Annotated in this window: 24 protein-coding genes; 4 read left to right on the top strand and 20 right to left on the bottom strand. The window is 37.7% G+C overall.

Annotated features, from left to right (window positions below; genetic code table 11):
- Positions 1-339: 339 nt before the first annotated feature.
- The 12 genes from R4Z10_RS02525 to R4Z10_RS02470 form a co-directional block, all read right to left on the bottom strand.
- Entirely contained in the window at positions 340-1,131 is a 792-nt protein-coding gene (locus tag R4Z10_RS02525; protein ID WP_338471668.1) for an ABC transporter permease, read from the bottom strand.
- Entirely contained in the window at positions 1,132-1,908 is a 777-nt protein-coding gene (locus tag R4Z10_RS02520) for an ABC transporter ATP-binding protein (protein WP_338471667.1), read from the bottom strand. It abuts the gene before it with no gap.
- Positions 1,909-1,924: 16 nt separating this feature from the next.
- Positions 1,925-2,965 (bottom strand): ABC transporter substrate-binding protein, encoded by a 1,041-nt coding sequence (locus tag R4Z10_RS02515; RefSeq protein WP_338471666.1) that lies wholly within the window; start codon positions 2,963-2,965, stop codon positions 1,925-1,927.
- Positions 2,966-3,218: 253 nt separating this feature from the next.
- Entirely contained in the window at positions 3,219-3,380 is a 162-nt protein-coding gene (locus R4Z10_RS02510; RefSeq protein ID WP_338471665.1) for a hypothetical protein, read from the bottom strand.
- A gap of 102 nt (positions 3,381-3,482) precedes the next feature.
- Positions 3,483-4,055, bottom strand: a complete 573-nt coding sequence (locus tag R4Z10_RS02505; protein ID WP_338471664.1) for a helix-turn-helix transcriptional regulator — start codon at positions 4,053-4,055, stop codon at positions 3,483-3,485.
- 255 nt (positions 4,056-4,310) lie between these two features.
- Positions 4,311-5,072, bottom strand: coding sequence for an isoprenyl transferase (locus R4Z10_RS02500; protein ID WP_338471663.1), 762 nt, complete (start codon positions 5,070-5,072; stop codon positions 4,311-4,313).
- 22 nt (positions 5,073-5,094) lie between these two features.
- On the bottom strand, positions 5,095-5,862 hold the full coding sequence (locus tag R4Z10_RS02495; RefSeq protein ID WP_338473142.1) for a DUF817 domain-containing protein: 768 nt from the start codon (positions 5,860-5,862) through the stop codon (positions 5,095-5,097).
- Between the two features lie 130 nt (positions 5,863-5,992).
- On the bottom strand, positions 5,993-6,208 hold the full coding sequence (locus R4Z10_RS02490; protein WP_338471662.1) for a helix-turn-helix transcriptional regulator: 216 nt from the start codon (positions 6,206-6,208) through the stop codon (positions 5,993-5,995).
- A gap of 9 nt (positions 6,209-6,217) precedes the next feature.
- Entirely contained in the window at positions 6,218-6,709 is a 492-nt protein-coding gene (locus R4Z10_RS02485; protein WP_338471661.1) for a DUF2975 domain-containing protein, read from the bottom strand.
- Positions 6,710-7,339: 630 nt separating this feature from the next.
- Positions 7,340-8,173, bottom strand: coding sequence for a deoxyribonuclease IV (locus R4Z10_RS02480; RefSeq protein ID WP_338471660.1), 834 nt, complete (start codon positions 8,171-8,173; stop codon positions 7,340-7,342).
- A 67-nt stretch (positions 8,174-8,240) separates the two neighbouring features.
- Positions 8,241-9,044, bottom strand: coding sequence for a DNA-formamidopyrimidine glycosylase family protein (locus tag R4Z10_RS02475; RefSeq protein ID WP_338471659.1), 804 nt, complete (start codon positions 9,042-9,044; stop codon positions 8,241-8,243).
- A gap of 170 nt (positions 9,045-9,214) precedes the next feature.
- Positions 9,215-10,948, bottom strand: coding sequence for an ABC transporter ATP-binding protein (locus R4Z10_RS02470; protein ID WP_338471658.1), 1,734 nt, complete (start codon positions 10,946-10,948; stop codon positions 9,215-9,217).
- A 242-nt stretch (positions 10,949-11,190) separates the two neighbouring features.
- Between R4Z10_RS02470 and R4Z10_RS02465 the strand changes: the two genes are divergently transcribed.
- The 3 genes from R4Z10_RS02465 to R4Z10_RS02455 all read left to right on the top strand — a co-directional run bounded on the left by R4Z10_RS02465 (position 11,191) and on the right by R4Z10_RS02455 (position 12,554).
- Positions 11,191-11,631 carry a YtoQ family protein gene (locus tag R4Z10_RS02465; protein ID WP_338471657.1) on the top strand — a complete coding sequence of 147 codons (441 nt, stop codon included), beginning with the start codon at positions 11,191-11,193 and terminating at the stop codon, positions 11,629-11,631.
- Between the two features lie 82 nt (positions 11,632-11,713).
- Positions 11,714-12,028 (top strand): hypothetical protein, encoded by a 315-nt coding sequence (locus tag R4Z10_RS02460; protein ID WP_338471656.1) that lies wholly within the window; start codon positions 11,714-11,716, stop codon positions 12,026-12,028.
- Positions 12,029-12,215: 187 nt separating this feature from the next.
- Complete coding sequence (locus R4Z10_RS02455) at positions 12,216-12,554, top strand: DsrE family protein (protein WP_338471655.1); 339 nt, start codon at positions 12,216-12,218, stop codon at positions 12,552-12,554.
- A gap of 123 nt (positions 12,555-12,677) precedes the next feature.
- Here the strand turns inward: R4Z10_RS02455 and R4Z10_RS02450 are convergent, their stop codons facing one another.
- From R4Z10_RS02450 to ybaK, 7 genes are all read right to left on the bottom strand, one after another.
- Positions 12,678-13,613: a DMT family transporter gene (locus R4Z10_RS02450; protein WP_338471654.1), complete on the bottom strand. Its 936-nt coding sequence runs from the start codon at positions 13,611-13,613 to the stop codon at positions 12,678-12,680.
- A 221-nt stretch (positions 13,614-13,834) separates the two neighbouring features.
- Positions 13,835-14,899 (bottom strand): branched-chain amino acid aminotransferase, encoded by a 1,065-nt coding sequence (locus R4Z10_RS02445; protein ID WP_338471653.1) that lies wholly within the window; start codon positions 14,897-14,899, stop codon positions 13,835-13,837.
- 124 nt (positions 14,900-15,023) lie between these two features.
- Positions 15,024-15,905 (bottom strand): LysR family transcriptional regulator, encoded by an 882-nt coding sequence (locus R4Z10_RS02440; protein ID WP_338471652.1) that lies wholly within the window; start codon positions 15,903-15,905, stop codon positions 15,024-15,026.
- A gap of 104 nt (positions 15,906-16,009) precedes the next feature.
- Positions 16,010-16,624 carry a PH domain-containing protein gene (locus R4Z10_RS02435; RefSeq protein WP_338471651.1) on the bottom strand — a complete coding sequence of 205 codons (615 nt, stop codon included), beginning with the start codon at positions 16,622-16,624 and terminating at the stop codon, positions 16,010-16,012.
- Positions 16,625-16,833: 209 nt separating this feature from the next.
- Complete coding sequence (locus R4Z10_RS02430) at positions 16,834-17,718, bottom strand: serine hydrolase (protein WP_338471650.1); 885 nt, start codon at positions 17,716-17,718, stop codon at positions 16,834-16,836.
- A 642-nt stretch (positions 17,719-18,360) separates the two neighbouring features.
- Complete coding sequence (locus tag R4Z10_RS02425; RefSeq protein ID WP_338471649.1) at positions 18,361-19,746, bottom strand: rhodanese-like domain-containing protein; 1,386 nt, start codon at positions 19,744-19,746, stop codon at positions 18,361-18,363.
- Between the two features lie 264 nt (positions 19,747-20,010).
- Positions 20,011-20,505 carry a Cys-tRNA(Pro) deacylase gene (ybaK, locus tag R4Z10_RS02420; RefSeq protein ID WP_338471648.1) on the bottom strand — a complete coding sequence of 165 codons (495 nt, stop codon included), beginning with the start codon at positions 20,503-20,505 and terminating at the stop codon, positions 20,011-20,013.
- A 522-nt stretch (positions 20,506-21,027) separates the two neighbouring features.
- On the opposite strand from ybaK, the gene R4Z10_RS02415 reads away from it, so the two are divergent.
- Positions 21,028-21,654: a YetF domain-containing protein gene (locus R4Z10_RS02415; RefSeq protein WP_338471647.1), complete on the top strand. Its 627-nt coding sequence runs from the start codon at positions 21,028-21,030 to the stop codon at positions 21,652-21,654.
- Between the two features lie 240 nt (positions 21,655-21,894).
- On the opposite strand, the gene R4Z10_RS02410 is transcribed toward R4Z10_RS02415, so the two are convergent.
- The gene (locus R4Z10_RS02410) at positions 21,895-22,821 is read right to left on the bottom strand and encodes a glycine betaine ABC transporter substrate-binding protein (RefSeq protein WP_338471646.1); all 927 of its coding nucleotides are present in this window, start codon (positions 22,819-22,821) and stop codon (positions 21,895-21,897) included.
- Between the last annotated feature and the right edge of the window lie 220 nt (positions 22,822-23,041).

Genomic DNA, 23,041 nt, shown 5'->3' with positions numbered 1-23,041 from the left:
GCCGAATTTGCGTCCGGGTATATATCACGTGTCAAATCGCCACATCCTGTGACTTTCAACTGAATGTATATTCAGTCAGTTGAAAGTCGTCGGCTCTCTTGATAAAACACCTTAAAGCCTCCGGGGCATTCTAGGGAGACCTCACTTCATTTAGCAATAATAGTTTTTCTCTACCACTTATAGAAGTAGAGAACTTCCGGATCTGCCGCAAGCTTTTGTTATAAAAGGCATTTGCTGAATAAAGTAAAAAAGCCTGACACCATCTATTTCTAAATAGTGTCAGGCTACTTTTTATCAGGCTAAACGGACAGGAAAGCCCCCACTTATGGAAGTTTCACTTTATTTCCACGGTAGAAGTTTTCCTTCAAGCCAGTGTAATCCTTTGTTAAAGAGTAGACCGAGGAGAGAGAGGACTAGGACCCCAACCATTAATTTAGTGATGACCATCAAATTTCCATAGTGCAGAACCATTGCCCCAATCCCATTCTTTGCTGCAATCATTTCAGCAGAGACAAGAAGTAATAGTGATGTACCTGCAGATAATCTCAATCCGGCAAAGATTGTTGGCAGAGCACCTGGCAAGATGACCTTTCGTATGACATTAAAGTGATTCGAGCCAAATGTGACAGCCGCTTTAATGAGAATCGAATCGACATTTTTTACACCTGAATACGTGTTAATCACTACCGGGAAAAAGACCCCAAGTGCAATAATTGCAACTTTTGGCATTTCTCCGATTCCAAACCATAAAATAATGAGTGGCAATAGGGCAATTTTTGGAATTGGATAAATGGAATAAACAATCGGATTTAGAATGGCATCTGCCCACTTTGAAAAACCGAGAATCAGTCCTATAATGATTCCAACGATAGCTCCGATAAAGTAACCACCTACAATCCTGTAAAGACTTGCTAATAGGTTTTGATGAAGCTCTCCCGAAATAATCATGTCCCAGCCAGCTAGTAAAATGGCCGTTGGCGCTGGTAGAAATAACGGAGGAACAATTTGCAATTTGCAAACGATCTCCCATACGATAAGGATTCCAATGATTCCCAATACGGGAGCATAGCGTGGAACTTTCTTATCAAGAAAATCTACCTTATTTTTAATAATCGTTCTTGATTCTTGCATTTAATACGCCTCCTTTAACGCTTCTTGCGCATCATGGCGTATTAAATTCCAAATCTCATTGGAATAATGCTCGAATTGTTCACGGTACTGCTCTTGTTGACGCTCCATTTTTGGCAAATCAATATGAATGACACTTTTAATTTGTCCAGGGTGTCGCGACAACACAATTACCCGATCAGCCAAAGCAACCGCTTCTTGAATATTATGCGTGACATACAAGGTGCTTAATCGGGTTCGTTCCCAAATTTGAAGCAGCTCTTCCTGCATAAGCGTTCGTGTTTGTGCATCCAAAGCTGAAAAAGGTTCATCCATTAATAACAAATCAGGTTCCACGGATAGAGCTCTGGCAATTCCAGCACGCTGTTTCATTCCCCCTGATAGCTGTTTCGGATAAGCTTTTTCAAACCCAGTTAGTCCTACCATATCAATATAATATTTACCCTTTTCTTGGCACTCCTTTTTACTATTCCCATTTTCCTCTAGACCGTAAATCACATTTTCGTAAACGGTCCGCCAAGGAAATAAAGCAATTTCCTGAAACACAACGCCTAATTTAGGATCCTTCCCTGTTGTTCCTTCAAAATACACTTGCCCCGTACTGGGCGACATGAGGCCGCCCACAATATTTAAAAGGGTTGATTTGCCACATCCACTTGGACCGACAAGAACGACAAATTCTTCTTCCCCAATTGAAAAATTAATATCCTTTAAAGCCGTTACCTCGTGTTTTTTAGAGTCAACAAAGGTTTTTCCTACATTTTCTACGACGATTCTCATGATGTCCATTCACTTCCTACTTTTTCAAGGCTTCTTCTAGAAATTCTGTATTCACAATCTCACTGCTATCAATCTTATTCTCAATCAATTTTTTCTCAGCGTACCAATCGATCTGTGTTTGAATATCTTCCTCTAATAATCTTCCTTTTGGTTCAATATAAGGTAGACCTTTTTCAATTAAGGCTGGCTCCTGGTCGGTATATTTGGCAATGATGTTGATAACTTCATCATAATTTTCACCCTTTACCAGTTCCCCGTTTTCCTTTATTAGTACAGCATCATGATAATATTTCACAGCCTTCTCATAGGCAGACATAAAACGAACAGCTAAATCTCGATTTTCAGCAAACTTTGGTGAATAAAAGATCGCTGAGGTTTGGTAATCGATTTCCTCCCCTACTTGGGTAATCACTTTCCCATAGCCTTCTTCCACAGCAATTGAAATGTTTGGTTCATTCAATAGAACAGCATCTACTTGTTTTCCTTTCAAGGAATCCATCAGTCCTGGAATGCTATTTAACGGAACTAGTTCAATATCATCTAATGTTAATCCATGGTTTTCCAGAACCCTGCCTGCCATATAATGGAACGTTGAACCTGTTTGTGTAATTCCAACTCTTTTCCCTTTCAGTTCTTCTACTTTCGTAATATCCGAATCGTTCGCTACCATTAAGGCCGTTGATGAATACCCTTCTTCCTCACGTCCTTTATCAGCTACAATCCAAAGCTGCTGTCCTCCTGCAACCATATTGTAAATGCTAGCTGTAATTCCAGTCGCACCTACATCCACGCTGCCTCCTGCTGTCGCTACGGCAATCGGTTGTGCTGCTTCAAACCAAGTTGCCTCAGCCTTAATGTTTTCTTCTTCAAAAAGGCCTTTTTCTAAAGCTATGAAAAGTGGCGCCGAACTAGTTAATTTCAACATTCCGATATTAACGGAGTCTTTCTCAGTGCTCTGATCGTCCTTGTTAGACTGTTCTTGCTCTGCATTTCCACAACCAGTTAATATTAGACCGATTGTGATTAGAGCCATAATAAAACCTGTTAATTTTCTCACATGAATCCCCCATCATTCTATATTTTTAAGATTCCTCTTTGCTCATAAAAATATCAATAAACTGAATCTTTAACAAAATATAATTCGACACGATCCCCTATACTCCTCTTTTTTTCTCAGAAATATTACAAAGTCTCGAAACATTTGAAGTAATAAAAAGGATCAGTCCCTCGAATGTTGAGGTACTGACCCTATCTGGCGCAAGAGCGATTCCTAAATTTTTTTGAACGGCCGGCATCTTCCTTCTGTTACCTTACAAACCTCCACAATCTGACGGGTTACGATCGATCTGTTTATTTTCCTTTGCTTCGTGTGTAACCGATTCTAATCCATACCCTGTTGAACTAATTTCAAGAGTTTCACTGTTTTCCCTATTTTTTATCAGTTCGTTTAGATCATTATTTTCCTTTTCCATTTCCTAATCCCCCAATTGAATTGAAATTTTTTTACATGTTTATATTTCACTGTATTCCCTTTTCAATACCAATAATTTTATGGATTAATAAAACACGGGGTATTAGAGTGTGTATGTAGCCTTTTTAAAAACATGGCCGTCAATTATGCATTTTTTTGAATGAAATTTAATGTTTAATTCTTTTCCCTTGATATATGTTTTCGTCACCTGCACTAGCAGCTGCTTGTTATGGGTTTCAACCAAATAGTACGCAGACATATCGTTAAGTGCATCCGCAACATGCAGAACACCAGGCTGGACAATAAAATCAACAATTTCTTGTGCCAAATTTAATTTTTTCCTTCGTATTAGGGGATATATGGTTTCAGCAGCTTGATATTTATCTTTTACCACTGCATCGTACTTGGAACGGCATTTTCCGGTAATCTTATATGTATCTATTTCAATATCTTCTTTATTTACGATAGTTGTAATATTTTTAGAGTTATTAATTAATGAATCAATACTCACATCAAATAAGTTAGCAAGACATTGCAAATTAGTAATATCAGGAATGCCCCTGTCATTTTCCCATTTGGTAATTGCCTGCCTTGACACACTCAATTTATCCGCCAACTGTTCCTGTGATAAACCTGTTTTCTTTCTAAACTCTTTTATTTTTTCACCTAGTGTCAAAATCCATTCCTCCTTATGCTCTTATGATGAAAGTTATACCATTTTGATTCATATTTTCCTAGAAACCTAGGTTTACATACATGATACGTTGTGTAGCATGATAAAAAAAGGGGCCTATACCACCTTATATCTGTGGTAAAGGCCCCTTTTTATCAAAATTGATAGATCTAGATAATAATTTTTATTAAATATAAATAAATGACCTGCAAGGAATCTGAACTAGTTCCCATCTCCAACATTCTATTTTTTACTCGTTTAAATGCCACCAAATCTCCTTTTGCGTTGCCGGTATTCTTCCAATGCATCCAGGAATTCCGTCTCGGAGAAATCAGGCCACAGCACATCCGTAAACCAGAATTCCGTATAGGCTAGCTGCCAAAGGAGAAAATTGCTGAGCCGTTTTTCCCCGCCTGTTCTAATAAGCAAATCAGGCTCTGGAAGTCCTGCTGTATATAGGTATCTTGAAACCTGCTGTTCGTCTAGTTCATCCCAAGTTAATTTATCATCATTTATATCTGTGAGTATTTTTTTCATGGCGTTCAAAAGCTCATGCCTGCTTCCATAGTTAAGCGCAAAATTCAGCTGAAGGCCGCCATTATCCCTTGTACGATCAACCGCATACTGTACAGCTTCTCTTGAATAGGATGGGAGCTTTTCCATATCACCAATTACGTTAATACGTACATTGTTGGATATAAGTTCTGGCAAATAAATATCGAGAAACTCCTTAGGAAGCCGCAATATAAAATCTATTTCAGGCTTTGGACGTTTCCAGTTTTCTGTTGAAAACGCATAAAGCGTCAATACCTTAACCTTATATTTGATGGCTGCCTTAACAATTTTTACAATGGTTGATACCCCTTCTTTATGGCCCGCAAATCGAGGCATCCCACGTTTTCCAGCCCAGCGGCCATTTCCGTCCATAATAATGGCTATATGTTCTGGAATATGACTCTCCTGATTCAGTTTGGATTCTCTCGGTTGACTTTGATTGAATAAAGGAATTTTCATTGCCATTTTCTATCCCCCCCTGTAAAACTTATTCATTTTTCCTTCCCTTAACCTGCTTTAACGTTGCTACAATCAAAAAGCTGACAATCACCAATAATATCCATGAACTCACCTTTCCTAAGTGAACGAGACTCCATGCATCTGTTTGATTTGGATATTCCCAAGCTCCAAAGAAGGTGGCAATATTCTCTGCAATCCAAATAAAAAATCCGATCAAAACAAAGGATAGTGCGAGCGGCATCCGATAACGCGTTCCATTTACCACAAATGTGACCCATGTTTGCCAAAACACGATCATGACTAGCCCAGCTAACCATAAGCGAACGTCAATCCAGAAATGATGGGTAAAAAAATTAAAATAAATAGCTCCTGCTAAAGGAACGACTACTATAAACGGAGGCCACTTTACAAGATTAACCTTTAACCTTCTCCATGCTTGGCAAAGATAACTCGCTACACTTGCATACATGAAACCACTGTACAAGGGCACTCCTAAGATTTTAAAATAGCCTTCCTCTGGATATGACCAAGAGCCCATATGTACTTTGAAGATTTCAAGAGCTAGACCAATTAGGTGAAATAGGGTGATAACCTTTAGCTCATCCCGTGTCTCAAGCCCAGAACGCACCATCCACCATTGCATGAGAAGGAAGATAATGAGCAGCCAGTCATACCTTGGCAGGATTGGAAGCGGCACGATTTGTGTAATGGCTAAGGCGGAAAAAATAACAACTGGGAACAAACAAGATAGAGCCTGCTCCCAACCAAAATGAACAAGTTGTTTAAACGATTTTATAATTTGGATCTTTGATGACCTTTTTTGAGATTCCTTTTGAATCGTAATATTCATATAGAACTCCCCTTTTATAACTTTAATAACAAAAGGAACCTATTTTAAAAACATATCTGCTTCTATGAAATTAACCTTACGCTTCCTCATCATTTTTGTATTCTAATATATCTCCTGGCTGGCAATCTAATGCCTTACAAATTGCCTCTAACGTAGAGAAGCGAATGGCCTTAGCCTTTCCATTTTTCAATATGGAAATATTAGCCATCGTTACACCAACCCTCTCCGAAAGCTCTGTTACACTCATTTTTCTTTTAGCTAACATCACATCAAGATTCACGATAATTGCCATTCTCTCACCTCAGACCGTTAAATCATTTTCATTTTTAATATCAATTGCTTGTTGTAATAGCCTTTGGAGAACAGCTGCAAAGACTGCGATCACGAGGGAAGCACCAATAACAACCAAGCCGATTAATACAAGACCAGGCGCGTCATCCCACTGCGCTATGATAAAAACAAACGGGATAATGACCAAATACAAGCTACTGATGGAGATGGCACAGTTTTTGATTTTCTTTAGCGCTGTTACAGACACTTGCGAGAAAGCTTCATTCTTGTCAATATAACTTAAAAGCTTAAACGCTTGATACAATGCAATGTAAAACGGTATCGCGGAAACATACATAATCACTAATATACCAAGGACCATATAACCTAATGAGGCTCCGTTTGCAGCTTCTCTAAATGCCGTGTTCGCTAGCTGTGGCAATAAAAAGATGCATAGGACCAAAACGGGAATACCTATTACAAATAACGCTAATTTTAAAAAGAGTGTTGAACCATTTTTCATAAATACACCTCATTTCATTATTTCATATTTGATTCTAATACATTATTTATCGTTTTTCAATAAAAAAATATTGAATTAGGTTATTATTTTATTGAAACACACCTATATCTGTACCTTTTACCTAATCCATTTAACTAAAAACAAGGATCGGGTGGCGATAACAGCAAAAAGCTGTCGGAATTGGGAAAGTTGACTCTATCAGGACCACGATAGCAGCAAATAACAGCCAGGAATTGGAAGGTTGCCGTTATCGAGATGGCGATAACAGCAAAAAGCTGCCGGAATTGGGAAAGTTACCTCTATCAGGACCGCGATAGCAGCAAATAACAGCCAGGAATTGGAAGGTTGCCGTTATCAAGATGGCGATAACAGCAAATAACAACTAGGAATAGGAAAATTGATGTTATCAAGACCACGATAACAGCAAAAAACGGCTAAGAAGAGGAAAATAGTTTTAATCGGATGGGGATAACGTAATAAAGTTCCTCACTTTTAAATGTGTAGGAACCTTTTATAAAATTATTGTGTTTTAAATAAAAAAGGAGCATCTTGCTTGATCCACACACTTAAATTCTTTCATCAAAAGTCTCCTATTGGCATCCTTTAATTAATTGATTAATTTGCAATTCACTATGCCCATCTTTCCATTAACAAGGATAACTCCTTTTCATGCGTGATTTCTTCTTTAGGGGTTTCAAGAATAAAGGGGATTTGTTTTAGTGCTGGAGTTTTCAGCAACTCATCAAATTGGGTCTCTTTGATGTAGCCCGGTCCATAAATGGGAGCGTGTCGATCCTTTCCTTCTCCCGATGGATATTTAGAATTATTTAAATGCACAACTTTAAGTTCTTTAAAATAACCTAGTTCTGCAGCTTTTTCTGTGACTTCCAGCCAATTATCTCCATCCCATAATCCGCAGGAAAACGCATGACAAGTATCAAAGCAAAAGCCTATTTTTTCTGGCTCATGGCAAAGCTTTCGAATTTGGACAAGTTCCTCTAATGTCGTCCCAATCCCCCCAGGTGATCCGGCACTATTTTCCAGTAAAAGTTTAACGTGACCTTCCCACTGGCCCAGCACCTCGTTTAGCATTTCAATCATTAGTTGGTAGCTCTCCAGCAAAGAGATTTTTGGGAGGTGTTTACCAAAGTGAACGACCACTCCAATCGATCCGCAAGCTTCTGCAATCTCCAAGTCATTCAGTAGAGACCGAACAATTTGACTGCGTATCTCAGCATTATGAGGAGTGAGACTCGTGGGATACGGAGTATGACTAACAGATAGGATTCCTTTTTCCTCACAAAAAGCCTTACAATTTGCTGCTTCTTCTTTATCAAATTCCTTAATTGATAGGCTTCGTGGGTTTTTGGGAAAATATTGAAATGCGGCAGCCTTCATTCCGTATGCCTTTTTCGCTGCAGCTAAATATCCATTTTTAATGGAAAGATGGCAGCCAAACCTCATAAGAACACCTCCTTATAAATAAATGAAATAGTTAAATAAGATTGACCTAAACCGTGGCTAATGTTTTTTAGTGCTGGCAGTTTGGACAAAAATAAGCCTTACGTGAAGAAATTTTCTCCATGACAATACGAGCATGACAGCGCGAACACTCATCCCCTTCTCTGGCATGAACATAAAATTGATAGCCTCCTGTTTTGCCGTCCCCTTTATATAGCGGATTTTCCATGTAACCGCCCTGCTTGATTCCTCTTTGAAGGATAAACTGAATCGAATGATAGAGGCGGGTTAATTGCTGACCATCAAGGTCGTTAACCTTTTTATCCGGCCGAAGCTCGGCATGCCAAAGGATTTCATCGGAATATCCACCCCCTATGCCAGCGAGCGCATCTTGATTAATTAATGTAGTTTTAAGTGTTCCTTTTCTTTTTTCCATCAACTGTTGAAAGGCATCTATTGAAAATTGAGGATCAAGCGGTTCAGGTCCCATATCCTCTAACTCTTTGTTGACCATGTCAGATGATAAAAGATGCAAGTAGCCTAAACGCAACCCAATAAAAAATAAATGTTGGTCTCCAAACGATAATCGTACTTGAATAGTCCGATCTGGTTTATCTTCCTCTTTGCCAAAAAACATCCATCCGCCGAGCATCAAGTGCAACAGTAAGTAAGAACCATCCCCCAACTGAAAAATCAAATACTTAGCCCGCCTAGAAATCGTTTTAATCGTCTGGTTAGAAATTTGCTTAGTAAATTGATCTACCGGTACATTAATAGACTTTTCCCGTTGTATCACAACATCTGTAATCTTTTGGCCGCCAATTAAAGTACCCAATAATGTTCGATACGTTTCCATTTCTGGTAATTCAGGCATCATCCCTATCCTCCATTATGCATACTGTAATTTCAGTATTTCCTAATGAGAGAAAATCATGAATAGGAAGACTTGTTCTTAGTAACAGTGACGCCCGAAAAGGCCCTATGAGTTTTCACAGGGCCTTTTATTAGATTTTTTTAGGAGAGAGAGGATGAACCCTATCGTAATTACGTTAATTGCTGTTCGGCAAAAGCTCGATATAAATCATGGGACTCTATTAGTTCAGAATGAGTTCCTCTTCCTGTTATCCGACCATTTTCAATAAAAATAATTTGATCTGCGTCTACGATTGTGGATAATCTGTGTGCGATAACAAATGTCGTTCGTCCTTCCATCAAACGAGAGAGTGCTTCTTGAACAATGCTTTCCGAATGACTATCCAAGCTTGCTGTGGCTTCGTCCATCATGAGAATCTTAGGATTTCGCAAAAAAGCCCGAGCAATCGCAATTCGTTGTCTTTGACCGCCCGATAATTTGACTCCCCGCTCCCCCACTTCAGTATTTAATCCTTCTGGGAACGATTTGATAAATTCGTCCGCATAGGCCATTTTTGCCACTTCCCATAACCGTTCATCTGATATACTCTCCATACTTTTTAGTCCATAGCATAGATTTTCACGAATGGTTCCAGCCATCATGGCACTTTCCTGGGAGACATAGCCAATTTGGCCACGCCATGAATCTAAGGATAATTCACTGATTCGTGTTTCTCCAATTCGAATTTCCCCTGAGGTCGGCTCATAGTACCGTTCAAGCAAACCGAATAGCGTCGTCTTTCCTCCACCACTAGGTCCAGCAAATGCAATCATTTGACCTGGGTTTGCCTCGAACGAGACATCTTCAATAACAGGTTCCTCTTCACTGTATGCGAAAGACACTTGCTGAACATGAATGGTTTCATTAGAAAGATCAAGTTCAAGCCCTTCTAGACCTTCTTCTAAAGGCAGCTCCATGATATCAATAATTCGCTCTGTAGCCCCTTTAGCTTTTTGAAGCTGTGTAAAAAACATCGCAAATGATGTGATAGGATAGATAATTTGAAATAGGTAGAGCAGAAAAGCCACGAGAGAACCGGTAGTCATGGATCCATTGGCCACTCGTATTCCACCATAACCAATGATCACCACAATCACAATCATGACGATGGTGTACATAATAGGTCCAATTAATGCAAAGATCCTTGCCTCTTTTAATCCATAGGAGAGAAGACTTCTCACTCCTGCAGTTCCTTTCTCCTCTTCAAATTTTTCAGCTGTAGAAGATTTCATTAAGCGAATTTCACTGATGGTTTGTTGAATGTTTCCTGAAAATGCAGCTGTTGCATCTTGTAATCTTCTTGATATTTTGGCCATTTTACCACCAAGTGGCATCATGATTCCAATTGTAAGCGGGACCGCAATGAGCATTAAAAGGGTCATTTTCCAATCCATAATCAGTAAGATGATGATGGCTCCAAAAATGGAAATTATCCCGGTAATAAATTGAGGGAAATGCTGTGAAATTAAGTCTTTGACAATTCCTGTGTCATTGACAACACGACTGACGGACTCACCACTTTGTTGTTGATCAAAATAACTTACAGGCAACCGTATGAGCCTCACCCACATTTTCTCACGCAAACCTGCCACAATCCGTTGTCCGACAGATGCTAACATGTATGTCGATACCCCATCAATCACACCTTGTAAAATAAATACGACTGTAATGATCAGGATGATATTAATATTGATGGATGCCGCTGAAAAACCATCAACAAGCTCTCTTGTTAATAACGGAATGGATAGACCCACAATTGTTGTAATTATGCTACCGACTAATCCAATGGTTAACGCCAATTTGGGGATATTGGTTGATAAAATTAGGTTAATAAATGGTTTCAATCCATCTCTTTGTTTATCCATTCGTTTTATCTCCTTAATTATATGTTAATAGAAACAGCCAACCTTCCAAAACTCTGCCGCGTTTCCCTGAATACGTCCTCAATCACGAATAATATTCTTTTTCCTTCCAATAAGCAACAAAAAAGTACTTGGTCACAGTTCGTCGTCACAGTGACGCCCCAAATTTAATTTTCAATTACTTTGAAAACTCCATCAAATTAGATACTATTAGAGTTAGATCATTTTGTATTGGAGGAATTGGAATGGAACTTACTGTTTATTTAGCAGGTCAGATTCATGATGATTGGAGAGAGGTAGTTGCCAAGAAGGCAAAAGAGAGAAATCTTCCTCTCGTATTTGTAGCCCCGCAAACAAACCATGATCGTTCAGACGATATCGGTGAGGAGATTCTGGGCAAACAACCTTCTAATCTGTATAAAGATGACGCAGCTTCAGATATAAATAATTTCAGAACACAAGTTTTAATGCAAAAGGCGGATATCGTCATTGCTTTATTTTGGGAAAAGTATCGACAATGGAATACAGCAATGGACGCTAGTATGGCCATTGCAATGAACAAGCCAACAATTATCATTAGACCTGAATCCTTAATTCACCCATTAAAGGAGCTTTCAAACAAAGCAAATGTAACAGTAGAAACCGTTGATCAAGCAGTAGATGTCATTAGTTACATTTTTGAATAATAACTAAATGAAAAACAGTGAGCGTAAACCACACTCACTGTTTTTTTTCATATGTTAATAAGTTTCCATTCGACAAGTCACTGTGACGAGTCAAAATACATTAACAGGCCGTGAAGCGATTACATATAATGAAGTTGCTTCTATTATGTCCTATGTGTTAAATCGCCCCATCATCTATCGTAATCCTGGTGTACTTGAATTCAGGAGGACACTCATTAAACGAGGTACACCAAAAGAATTCGCGAATGTAATGACGATGTTATACACGATGACCAAATTAGGAACTGCCCAACTTGTAACAGATGATACAGAACAGCTCTTAGGTCGAAAGCCGATTCGTTTTAAACAATATGTGGAAGATTACAAGCTTCAATTTCGAAAAGAAACAAAGAGTTAACCCATGTCCCTACAAAGTAGATAAGAGTCTGTAGATTACATCTAAAAAATAAATAGATGAATGAGCTAGACTAATGATAAAATTAAATTATGTATGTGAAATAGATAACATTTACTAAAGCTCTTATTATCTTATTATCTACTTCAAATCTAACAACTAGATAAGAATAATGAATGAGGTGAAGATAGTGAAAAATAAAGTAATTTTACTGGCATCAGATCAGTTAGGTAAAGGAGAAAAAGAATTAGGTGAAGGTATTTTAGAAACCTTCTTTACCATTCTTAAACAAAGGGAAGAACTGCCTGTAGCTGTTTTTTGTATGAATCAAGGTGTATTTACATTAACAGAAGAATCGCTTGTATCCCTCCAATTAAATGATCTAGAGGAAAAAGGCGTTGACGTTCTTGCATGTAAAACTTGTGTAGACTACTATAAGTTAGATGGAAAGTTAATAGCCGGGAAAATAAGCGGAATGGACCAATTTATTGAATTAGCCTCAAAATATGAAGTTATTACACTATCATAATAAAGAGGGCACTGTGACGCCCCCTAAATTTCTAAAAGTAAAAGCAGTGAGCGTAATCCATACTCACTGCTTTTTATCTTGTAAAATTATTTCTTCTCTTCTTTCAACAAGTTCTCTGTCATTCTACGAAACTTTATAACGATTCCTCTGTTCTGCTTCAGAAGTTCTTTTCTTTAAAAAGATTCTGCCCTCTGAAAGAAATAGTCCAGCTAACGTCAGAGCTATTCCTATTGCCGCCAGCCACGTAATTTTTTCTTGTAATACGATGACGGACGTAACCACTGTAATGACCGGAATCATGTAGATATAGATGCTCGTTTTTACGGGACCTAATACTTTAACAGCGAAGTTCCATGTTACAAAACAAAGCGCAGAGGCACCTAGGCCCAAAAATATTAAATTAAAAAGGTTGATAGGATTCACAAAACGCTCCAGGGGCCCCAAATTGAACTCGAATAGAAACAAAGCCGGGAACATAAATAAAATTCCATAAATAAATATCTTTCTTGTTGTTTGGAACGTATTATAGCCGAAACTACTAATTTTTCTCGTCAAAACAGAATAAACTGCCCAAACAATGGTAGCAGCCATCGCCAATAAGTCCCCCAACGGATTTAGTTGAAAATTTGAAGTACTGCTAAAGCTGATTAGAAACATACCGGCCATAGCAACGACAAAACCGAGGAAGAAATTGATCCGCAACGGTTCCTCTTTCAAAAATAAATAAGAAAAAATAGCAGTGAAAAATGGTGCTAATGCACAGATCACACCTACATTGGAAGCCATCGTAAACGTAAGGGCGATATTCTCCAATAAATAATATAATGTAACCCCACAAAAACCAGCAGCCGCCAAAAATAATTCATGCTTTTTATTCACTATCTTCATTCGGTGTGGGTATACAATCATTAACGCAACCAAGCCCAATATGAAACGAAAAAATAGAATCTCAACAGGTGAAAAATCGATTAGTAAGATTTTAGTAGAAATAAAGGTAGTTCCCCATATGATAATGGTGAATAAAGCTAGCAAATGACCAGTAGAGTGTTTATTTTCCATCATTCTTCCCCTTCAAGTCATTCTGTTTTTCTGTTAAAGTTTTCCTTCGATCAGATATCATTTTTTCCATTCTTCCCTTTTACCACCCGTCTGTGGTTGCCCACTTCTTTTAAAACTGTTAAAGATCCTATTTGTTCGTTTCTTAAATGAAACGAAGTGACGTTCCTAGCGATTTTGATTCAAATGTAAACAAAGTTATGTCGACTCGTTTTTATATATTTTTATAGTGTCATTGTCCAATCAAAAGAATCCTCTACTGACCCATTTTGGATTCCTGTTAATGTATCATAGAGCATCTGTGTTACTTCTCCAATGTCACCATTGTTCACCGTTATTCTTTCGTCCTTCCATTTTAATTCACCAATGGGCGAAATGACCGCTGCTGTTCCAGTACCAAATGCTTCTTCTAATGTTCTGTTATGGTAAGCCTCAACAACCTCTTCAATTGATACCTTACGTTCTTCAACTGGAATATTTTTTGATTTTAATAATTGAATCATAGAATCACGCGTAATTCCTGGCAGAATGCTCCCATTTAATGCAGGTGTTACAACTGTTCCGTTTATTTTAAAGAAAATATTCATGCTACCTACTTCTTCGACGTAATGTTTTTCTTTCCCGTCTAACCATAACGTTTGAGAGTACCCATTCTTCTCAGCTAGTTCTTGTCCTTTAAGGCTTGAAGCATAGTTACCGGCTGTTTTCGCTGCACCTGTTCCCCCTTCAACCGCGCGAACATATTGTTCCTCTACTAGAATTTTAACTGGTTTTATGCCTCCTTCGTAATAAGAGCCTACTGGACACATAATCATAATAAATTGGTAACTCTTTGATGGAGCGACACCTAAACTTGGATCGGTTGCGATAATAAATGGACGAATATATAAGGATGTACCAGGTTCACTTGGAATCCATTCACGATCGACTGAAATTAATCTTTTTAGCGCTTCCAATGCTTTTTCTTCATTAATAGCAGGAATGCACAGTCGCTCATTCGAAGCATTTAATCGGCTGAAATTTCTCTCTGGGCGAAATAATAGGACCCTTTCATCTATTGTTGAATACGCTTTTAATCCTTCAAATACGGTTTGACCATAATGAAAAACCTTTGCCGCTGGATCAATGAAGATCGATCCATACGGGGTAATACGATGGTCATGCCAACCCTTTCCTTCATTATAATCTACAATAAACATATGATCAGTGAAAAAATTTCCAAAACCTAGCTTACTTACAGCAGGTTTTTCTTTTTTATTTGTTGTTAATTGAATTTTTATATGTACCATTATCAATGCCCCCATGAGTCCTTTTTCCAAGAAATCGAATAATTTATAATCATTCTACTCAGGGTACTTTGATTCGTAAAATATATATAAACTATAGAAACTATGCAAAAAAGTTATAGTAATTTTAAAACATATGCAACCGAATATACTCGATGAATGTTCGAGCGGCAAAAGAAAGATATTTATTTTTTCTATAAATGAGGACTAATTCCCATTCAATCAGTGGATCTGAAATTGAAATCGCATGTACATTCCGATGGTTAAAACGACTGACCATCGACCAAGGAATTAACGAAATCCCTAACTTTGCGGTAACCATTTCACCGATTAAATCCCATAGAGAGCTTTTAAAAGCGACCGTTGGTTGAAACCCTGACTGCATACACGCTTGTTTTACCACGTCATGAAGGGCGTAATCCTCGGTTAAGAGAATGAAAGATTCATTTTTCAACTCAGACAAACGTACAGACTCTCTTTCGGCAAGCCAATGTTCATTATGTGCAAGGACAACCAGCTCTTCCGATAACAAAGGAATCGCATCGAAAAGCTTAGGGTTCACCGGCAGGACGGTAATTCCTAAATCAAGGTCTCCTTGTTCTACCTTAATTGCTAATTGTTTTGCACTGTATTCAACCATTTGGAAATCTATTTGCGGATACTCTTTTTTAAACCCGGCAAGTACATTTGGAAATAGTAATACACCCGTTGTAGGCATTAACCCTAATTTAATCGTTCCCTTTTTTACTTGAACCAGTTCATTAACGGAATCATAAACATCCTCGACTGATTGCAAAATTTTTATCGCTTGTTCATAAACAACAGCCCCAGCATCGGTCAACTTAATTTGTCTCTCAGAACGGTCTAGTAAAGTAACTTTCAATTCATCCTCAAGACTTTTGATCATCTTACTAATCGATGGCTGTGAGACAAGCAAAATTTGCGATGCCTTTGTAAAATTTCGTTGCCTAGCCACTTCTACAAAATATTTAAGGTGTTGAATATCCATTTTATCCCTCCTTCGTCACTGGGACGCCCCGAAGTTTGTCGATTAGAATCAATTATAACAAGGGCTATCATGTTGTTGTTGATAGCCCCTAAATTTGTTGTTTTTTAGTTAAGAATATATTTCTCGAAGACATAGCCAAAATCTTTTTCATGATACTTTTCAAAGTTCGATTTTAACCAATCAAATGAATACTCAGTTAGTTCGGTATATTCTTTAGATAAATCATAGCCCTCTAATCGAGAATTATACAACACCTCTACTGCTTTATTTAGACTGTCGTTTGACATTTTAAGGTAAGTATTATTTTCGTGCACCTTTTCCGCCATGAAAAGAAGAGCTTTGTATAGGTCCTTTAATTTTTCAATCTCCTTTTTATCTACATCAATTGAGAAAGTCAGAACCCCTAAATGAAACTTAATTTCCACATCTAAGTCAATTTTCCCCGCTGTTTCGAGTAGCACATTTGAAATTGGGTATTGACTGTATGGATAACGTTTCATCACACGTTTCGAGGAAACGGCATTTTGACCGTCAATATGTATGAGAGCTAAATTTGTGAAACAATATTCGTCACTTTTTGTCATAATCAGAAAATAAATCTTTTCATTATCCTCATGCCTAACAAAGTCATCGGATTGTGTTTTTTCATAATCATGTGGTTCAATAATCTTTCCAACATCTGATAATCCTAACGCATCTGAAGCAAATTTTTTCAACATTTATATCTCTCCCTTTTTCGGAATATATCAATCTATTTATTCTATGTTTAGAATACCAAAAAATTTTTAAAAAAGTGTGATTTAAATGGGCTACTATATATTTATTAGTTTTCCACCTTAATTCCAAACAATAATTCATGATAGTTTGTATCTGGAAACGACATTAATCTTGTCTCTATTTGGACTATTAATTGAACTCGTTTGTAACATTATCGATTCATCTGTCGAACTATTTTTTCTCCAGCTGTCCTCGCCACAGCCGTTGCACTAGTATTGGACGATGGTAACATCATACTGTATAACGCGTCTCTAAAAGAGATGATATCCCCTACCTCAAAATAGTACCCCATTCCCGGAGTAATATCTGACTCTTGAATTACAATTTTTCCATCTAAATTTTTCATATAGTCTAAAGCTGTTATAGCGGTCATAATCTTAGTTACAGATGCCGGGTGACCTGCCATATCAGCGTTTTTTGAATATATTAATGGGATATCATGTTGTTCATATGATAACGATTGATGCATAGGCAATAAACAAACAGCGACACTATCGGATGCAATACCTTCTACTGTTGCTTCTGGATGATTAAGCAACAACTTTGCATAATCCAAAGAAGCTTTTATATCCTTACATCTTTCTTCTTCTGTTGAAGCTCCTCTAATGGCTATTACAAACTTTCTGTCATTCGGCGCACTTGTTATTAGTACCATATGATACCCATCGATTTCATTTGTGCCCCAAATAGCCCCCGTTTTTCCACCATATATGTAATAGTCGTTTTCTATTATTGGTAATGTAACTGTTGTGTTTATCGTAATTTCTCTAGAATTATTCCCTTCGATATTAAATGTGTATGACTTTTTGTTCCAGATTCCTGCAAGTTCTTTATACCCGGAAGCATGTATGGCCATTTTAACCATATCCCTAGTTGACATCTTATGTTCGATTGTACTAGGAAATCCAGCAGGTTCGATAAAATTTGAATGGGATAGTCCCATTTTTTTAACTTTATGATTCATTTCTTCAACAAAAGCTTTCTTAGCAAGTTCTGCAGATATAATAAGAGAATCACATCCATGATTATATGACATCTTTAGACCCCCTCAAGCTGTATTAAGGCTCATCACCATTTAATCATATCCTTTTTTATGAATTTTGAAAAATGTCCCTGGAACACCCCAAGGTTCGTAAAATGTGCGGGGATAATAAATTCATTTTCTACAAAAAAAGCTTCGAAAAGGAGTTTTAGAAAAACCACTTTTTGAAGCTTAGGTATTACTTCTCTGTTATTGTTTAGACCTTATTAGGCTCAATGCGATAACGATGATGAGTTGTATCGCTAAAATAATTTCAAAAACCATAATCATATAAGGATACGCCATCATTGCCATAAAAAACTCGCTGTTCATTACAATTAGGATGAAAACACTTACTAGGATTGCTATAACAACCTGAACTTTGTAAAGCAGGTTCCATCTCTTCCTTATACAATAAAATAAAAGAATAATAAGCAGGATACAAAAGCTAGCAACTATTAAACTTTGCCATTGAATTGAAGTCGGGCTGTATATCCCCTCCATATATTGCATTCTTTTGGTATACACATGACGATATACGCCCGCTTTTGTACCTGAAAGATAATTAACGACAAAAACAGCTATGATTAAACCGACCTGTATGAATAGTAGTAAAAAATAGAGTAGTTTTTGTACAATTTGCTTTTTCATGGCTATCTATTCCATTGGTTCTCCGGTTTCAACTGGATGACTAGGGTTACTGCTCCAGCCAATCCAACCATCACTGTATAAAGAAACATCTTCTAGACCGTAGACATTTGCATAGATCATGACTTCAGCTGCACGCCATCCGCTTCCACACATAAAGGAAAGATGGTTGTCCATATCAATTCCTGCTTCTTCCCATAACGCTACAATTTCTTCGAAGTTGCGCATCGTATTATCAATATTACGGAAATATTCTAATGAGTTTGCGTCAGTTGTTCCGGCATATCCATATACAGCACCTGGGATACGACCGGCTTTGTCATAATAAGAATAACCGGATGTTTCTCCAATATATTCTTCCCATGTACGGTTATCAACTAACGTTGCTTCTTCAGGATTAGCTAGGATTTTTGATTTTAATTCCTCTTGGCTATCTACTAAATCCGGATTTGCAGGAATCGCAGCACCAAAATCTTTTACTGGTTCTGGTTTATTACTAGTTGTCTCAAGTTCATAGCCTGCCCCAGTCCAAGCTGCCAAGCCGCCATTTAATACTCGGACATCCTCAACTCCTATATAGCTAAGAACAGCAGCCACGCGATACGCAGCCATTTGACTTTCCCCAGTAACAATAATAGAGTCATCTTTTGTAAAACCATTGTCTAAAGCAAATTTAGCCAATTCTTCATCGTTGGCTAGCATCCATTCTGGAGGCGGCTCGACCGTATCTGTATTAATATGGAAGCCTGTAGGTACATGTCCTTTTGCATATGATTCTTTTTCTTCTCCCCAGCTCGCTTCAACGATTTTAACCTTTTTTCCGTCTTCAAATGTTTCAGGAGTCTTGCCGTCAATCACATCTTTTACCACTGAAGCCGGAACGATCTTATGATAATTTTTATATTGAACCATTGGAAGACTTTCATCCTCAGCCCATTGTTTTACATCATAAGTGTAAAGATTCTCATAACCCTTTTCACCTAAATACTTTGCCACTTCTTTAGCGTCTTCGCCATTTGCATCATATAAAACGATGTTTTTATTTGCATTAATTCCTTTTATTTCAAGGGTTTCGTCTAATTTCTTTTCCTTATCTTCAACATCCACCTTTAACCAATTAGCGGAGAAGTCAACCGCTCCCTCTATATGGCCGCCTCTGGCAACCCCCTCTAACTTCCATCCATTAAAAGCATCGTTAATCCTTGTATCAACAATTACCCACGAATCATCATTCAGATTTTTCTTCAAATCTTCAGTTGTAATCGCACTTACTGTATCACTTGTTTCACTGGATTGCTTCGCCTCTTCATCCGCGTTTGAACTGCAGGCAGAGGCTATAAATACGCTTAAAATCATCATTATAAAGATAAACACATTTCTTTTGTTCTTAACCATTTCTGCTCCTCCTTTTAATCATTTATAAGCCAGATAAGTTGTATATACTAGTATAGGGTACATTAAAACGACGTTTAAGTATGTGCAAAAAATCACTAGGACGCCCCGAGATTTGTCGGAAATTGGTAGGGAAAATAAAGTCGTGCTGTGACCCCCGGTATAATAATCTCCACTAACTAGATAATGGTCGGGACTCTTGCTCACTTATAACTTCCGATAACCTTTAAAAATACAAAAGGCCAATCGTATCCGATTTGGCCTTTATCAATAGTTTTCTTTATATAATTGAAGCAAACTTCGCCTACATGCATTACCTAAGTTTCGCGGTGATATTTTTATCGACATCCCAACTTTTCCCGCACTAACTATCATAAAATCTAGTTCTTCCGCAGTTGCATCGATATAGGTAGGAAACAATTTTTTCATTCCAATGGGCGAACATCCTCCACGGACATAACCTGTTACTCCCAGCAGTTCCTTCACCGCAATCATTTCGACTTTCTTCTGACCCACTACCTTTGCGGCATTTTTTAAGTCTAGTTCCGCTGCAACTGGTACAACAAAAACGTAATATCGATTTTTTCCAGCTGTCGTAACCAATGTTTTATAAACGTATTCGAAAGAATATCCTATTTTTTCGGAAGCAGAGAGGCCATCTACAGGTTGCCCCTCTTCCACTCCGTAACTTAATAACTCATAAGGGATTTTTTGTTGTTCATCCAAACGAACTGCATTTGTCTTTGTCACTTTTTTTGCCATTCACTTTCCCGCTCCTAACTTTAGTTATACATCCCATTCAGTATCCGTTATCCTTTAACTGTCTTTGTTTAATCATTGGTGGGGGCAATGAATATGTCATTTTCCAAAGTTTTATATCTCTTAATTGCCTTTCTAATACATCGATAAGGAGGGCTATTTCTTCATATAAAAAAGATTAACCCTAATACAATGTGTTCATAATCAGCAGCACAATGATGTAACTACCAATCCACAACGTTTTTCTCCAAAACCGATTATTGCTACCTATCCTTTTCCCCTTGAAAACGAATATTTTCATTATACCAATAAGCTTAGGTAGATAACGTTTCGTAAGCGTCTATACAAGTTAATAGGAGAAACGTAATCTGCCTCACTGTTTTTATTCTAATAAAAGGCACCCCCTATGTGTACCCTTTACAGTTTGTCAGAGACTGTTTTCCTTTCAACTTTCGAAAAATTTCTACATATACGAAGTAGATTAGATAGATAATATAAATAAAAACAAAGGAATGAGAACAATTGATGGATTTTTTAGAAAGACTACCTGACTTACCTTATATTTTAAAGGCATTGCTCATTTTTTGTGCAGCCGTACTTCTTTTACGGGTTGCAGGAAAAAGGTCACTTGCGGAAACGACCGTTTCAGAAGCTGTGTTGAGGATTTCAATTGGTGCTGTGCTCATCCAACCTTTAGCAATAAGAGATGAATGGCAGGCAATATATGCTGGAACCTTGCTTATTATAGGAATTGTCCTGCTAGCCAAAATACAAGTATGGTTACCAAAATCCAGAAAATTTATCAATGGAGTACCATCCGTACTCGTTAAAAATGGAGAGATGAAATTAGAGGAGCTTAAAAAGGCCAGGTTAACAACAGATGAGCTACAAGGTGCACTTCGTCTTAAAGCAATCGGGAATGTCGAGGATGTTGAATTGGCTCTATTAGAATCCAACGGTAAGATATCAACAACTTTAAAGCCAAGCAAAGCACCTGCTACAAAAGAGGATATACAGAAAATCATAGACCTTTTAGCTGAAAATGGGATTCGCCCCTTATCCCAAAGTCAGTCAAAAGCGAGTACACCGCCATTATTCCAAGAAGCTTATGACGAGGCAGACATAGAGGACTATAAACCACAAATTCATTAAATTACGAGGTACCTTTATTAATACATATATAACAAAATTTAACTACACAAGCCCATTAACTATCCTATTGGGACTTATGGACTTACTTTTACCAATTTATTGTTCGTACGAAAAAAGGTCAGTCTCCCGCTACGGTAATACTCCTTGCCAGCAGGGGACTGACCCTTTTTAACCTTCAAAAAGATCTTTACTATCTTGTCTTTAAGGAGTAATCCTAATTTTACTCAGTTTCTAAACTTATTATTTCTTCGGTTTTAAATCTTCAATTGAATCAATGTCCATATATTCAGGAACCACTAGTCCATTTTGTGTACCTTTTAGATTTTCGCCTAGATCAACAATGTCATCCTGGTGTTTCTCATAGAAGGATGCGTGTGTGGAAGGTAACCATGGAGCTAAAGATGCATCAGCTTCCCCTGTAGCAACAGCTTGGAACACGATGGCTGGATCGACAGGTGTCAATGTTACTTTGTATCCTTGTTGTTCTAATACCTCTTTCATTACGTAGCCAGAAGCATATTCAGAATCCCACGGTGTGTATACTAGTTCAATTTCCTTTCCGTTTTCCTTCTCAACACCTTCTGTCCATTGTGCAACTTTCTCCGAGTTCTCCTCTACCCATTTCTTGGCCGCTTCTTCAAAAGAGGACTCCTGTGCATCGAACATGACTGTTTCCATATCTTCCAATTCCCAGTAGAATCGATCTAGAATTTGATAGACATTAGGCATATCCTCTTCTAGTCCCTTTCTAACAATTGTATTAATATTTTCAGCACCGCCAAACGTACCTTTCGGATCTTCTAAATATTTAAGATCATAGGCGGAAAATTTCCAGTGAGGAGCCCAACCTGTAACAATAATAGGTTCTTCATTTTTAATCGCCTGATCTAGCTCACCTAACATACCTGCAGTGGAGCTTTCCTCAAGTTTCCACCCTTCCAAATTCTCATATTCCTCAATGGTCGCTAAGGTTTGCTCTGTAATCCCTGCACCCGGCTCAATTCCTGTAATCGTAAAGTTCACTTCTTCACTATAATTAGGGGTCGAACCCCCTCCATTATCCTTGTCAGAAGTCGCACCCTTCTCTTCTGACCCACATCCTGCCGCAACAAGAGATAAGGTTAAAATAGACATTAGTCCTGCTCTTTTCCATTTAAAATTCTTCAAGCTCTACAACACCTCTCCAGTTTTTCCTATCTTTTTTATTTCCTACAATGCTTATGATTGTCATCAATGTACATACCGATTTCCTCTCAACGACAACATTCTTACACTATAACTCTATCTCATTAACATTTCAAACTGTATATTCAGGAATAATTGTACAAATAGTTAGTTCAGTTTATATATAACATTATTTTTTAGGAAAATTCATTCATTTCTTTCA

This window comes from Niallia sp. XMNu-256 (assembly GCF_036670015.1).
Classification (GTDB): Bacteria; Bacillota; Bacilli; order Bacillales; family Cytobacillaceae; genus Bacillus_BD.
This window is presented reverse-complemented; position numbering and strand designations above follow the sequence as displayed.

Bases quoted from the DNA above. Each gene is read 5' to 3' on its own strand.
- R4Z10_RS02510 (WP_338471665.1), bottom strand. From the start codon at position 3,380: ATGGAAAAGGAAAATAATGATCTAAACGAACTGATAAAAAATAGGGAA.
- R4Z10_RS02490 (WP_338471662.1), bottom strand. From the start codon at position 6,208: ATGGCAATTATCGTGAATCTTGATGTGATGTTAGCTAAAAGAAAAATG.
- R4Z10_RS02485 (WP_338471661.1), bottom strand. From the start codon at position 6,709: ATGAAAAATGGTTCAACACTCTTTTTAAAATTAGCGTTATTTGTAATA.
- R4Z10_RS02475 (WP_338471659.1), bottom strand. From the start codon at position 9,044: ATGCCTGAATTACCAGAAATGGAAACGTATCGAACATTATTGGGTACT.
- R4Z10_RS02435 (WP_338471651.1), bottom strand. From the start codon at position 16,624: ATGTTGAAAAAATTTGCTTCAGATGCGTTAGGATTATCAGATGTTGGA.
- R4Z10_RS02415 (WP_338471647.1), top strand. From the start codon at position 21,028: ATGGATTTTTTAGAAAGACTACCTGACTTACCTTATATTTTAAAGGCA.
- R4Z10_RS02465 (WP_338471657.1), top strand. From the start codon at position 11,191: ATGGAACTTACTGTTTATTTAGCAGGTCAGATTCATGATGATTGGAGA.
- R4Z10_RS02480 (WP_338471660.1), bottom strand. From the start codon at position 8,173: ATGAGGTTTGGCTGCCATCTTTCCATTAAAAATGGATATTTAGCTGCA.
- R4Z10_RS02440 (WP_338471652.1), bottom strand. From the start codon at position 15,905: ATGGATATTCAACACCTTAAATATTTTGTAGAAGTGGCTAGGCAACGA.
- R4Z10_RS02425 (WP_338471649.1), bottom strand. From the start codon at position 19,746: ATGGTTAAGAACAAAAGAAATGTGTTTATCTTTATAATGATGATTTTA.
- R4Z10_RS02500 (WP_338471663.1), bottom strand. From the start codon at position 5,072: ATGGCAATGAAAATTCCTTTATTCAATCAAAGTCAACCGAGAGAATCC.
- R4Z10_RS02445 (WP_338471653.1), bottom strand. From the start codon at position 14,899: ATGGTACATATAAAAATTCAATTAACAACAAATAAAAAAGAAAAACCT.
- R4Z10_RS02430 (WP_338471650.1), bottom strand. From the start codon at position 17,718: ATGTCATATAATCATGGATGTGATTCTCTTATTATATCTGCAGAACTT.
- R4Z10_RS02525 (WP_338471668.1), bottom strand. From the start codon at position 1,131: ATGCAAGAATCAAGAACGATTATTAAAAATAAGGTAGATTTTCTTGAT.
- R4Z10_RS02520 (WP_338471667.1), bottom strand. From the start codon at position 1,908: ATGAGAATCGTCGTAGAAAATGTAGGAAAAACCTTTGTTGACTCTAAA.
- ybaK (WP_338471648.1), bottom strand. From the start codon at position 20,505: ATGGCAAAAAAAGTGACAAAGACAAATGCAGTTCGTTTGGATGAACAA.
- R4Z10_RS02450 (WP_338471654.1), bottom strand. From the start codon at position 13,613: ATGGAAAATAAACACTCTACTGGTCATTTGCTAGCTTTATTCACCATT.
- R4Z10_RS02470 (WP_338471658.1), bottom strand. From the start codon at position 10,948: ATGGATAAACAAAGAGATGGATTGAAACCATTTATTAACCTAATTTTA.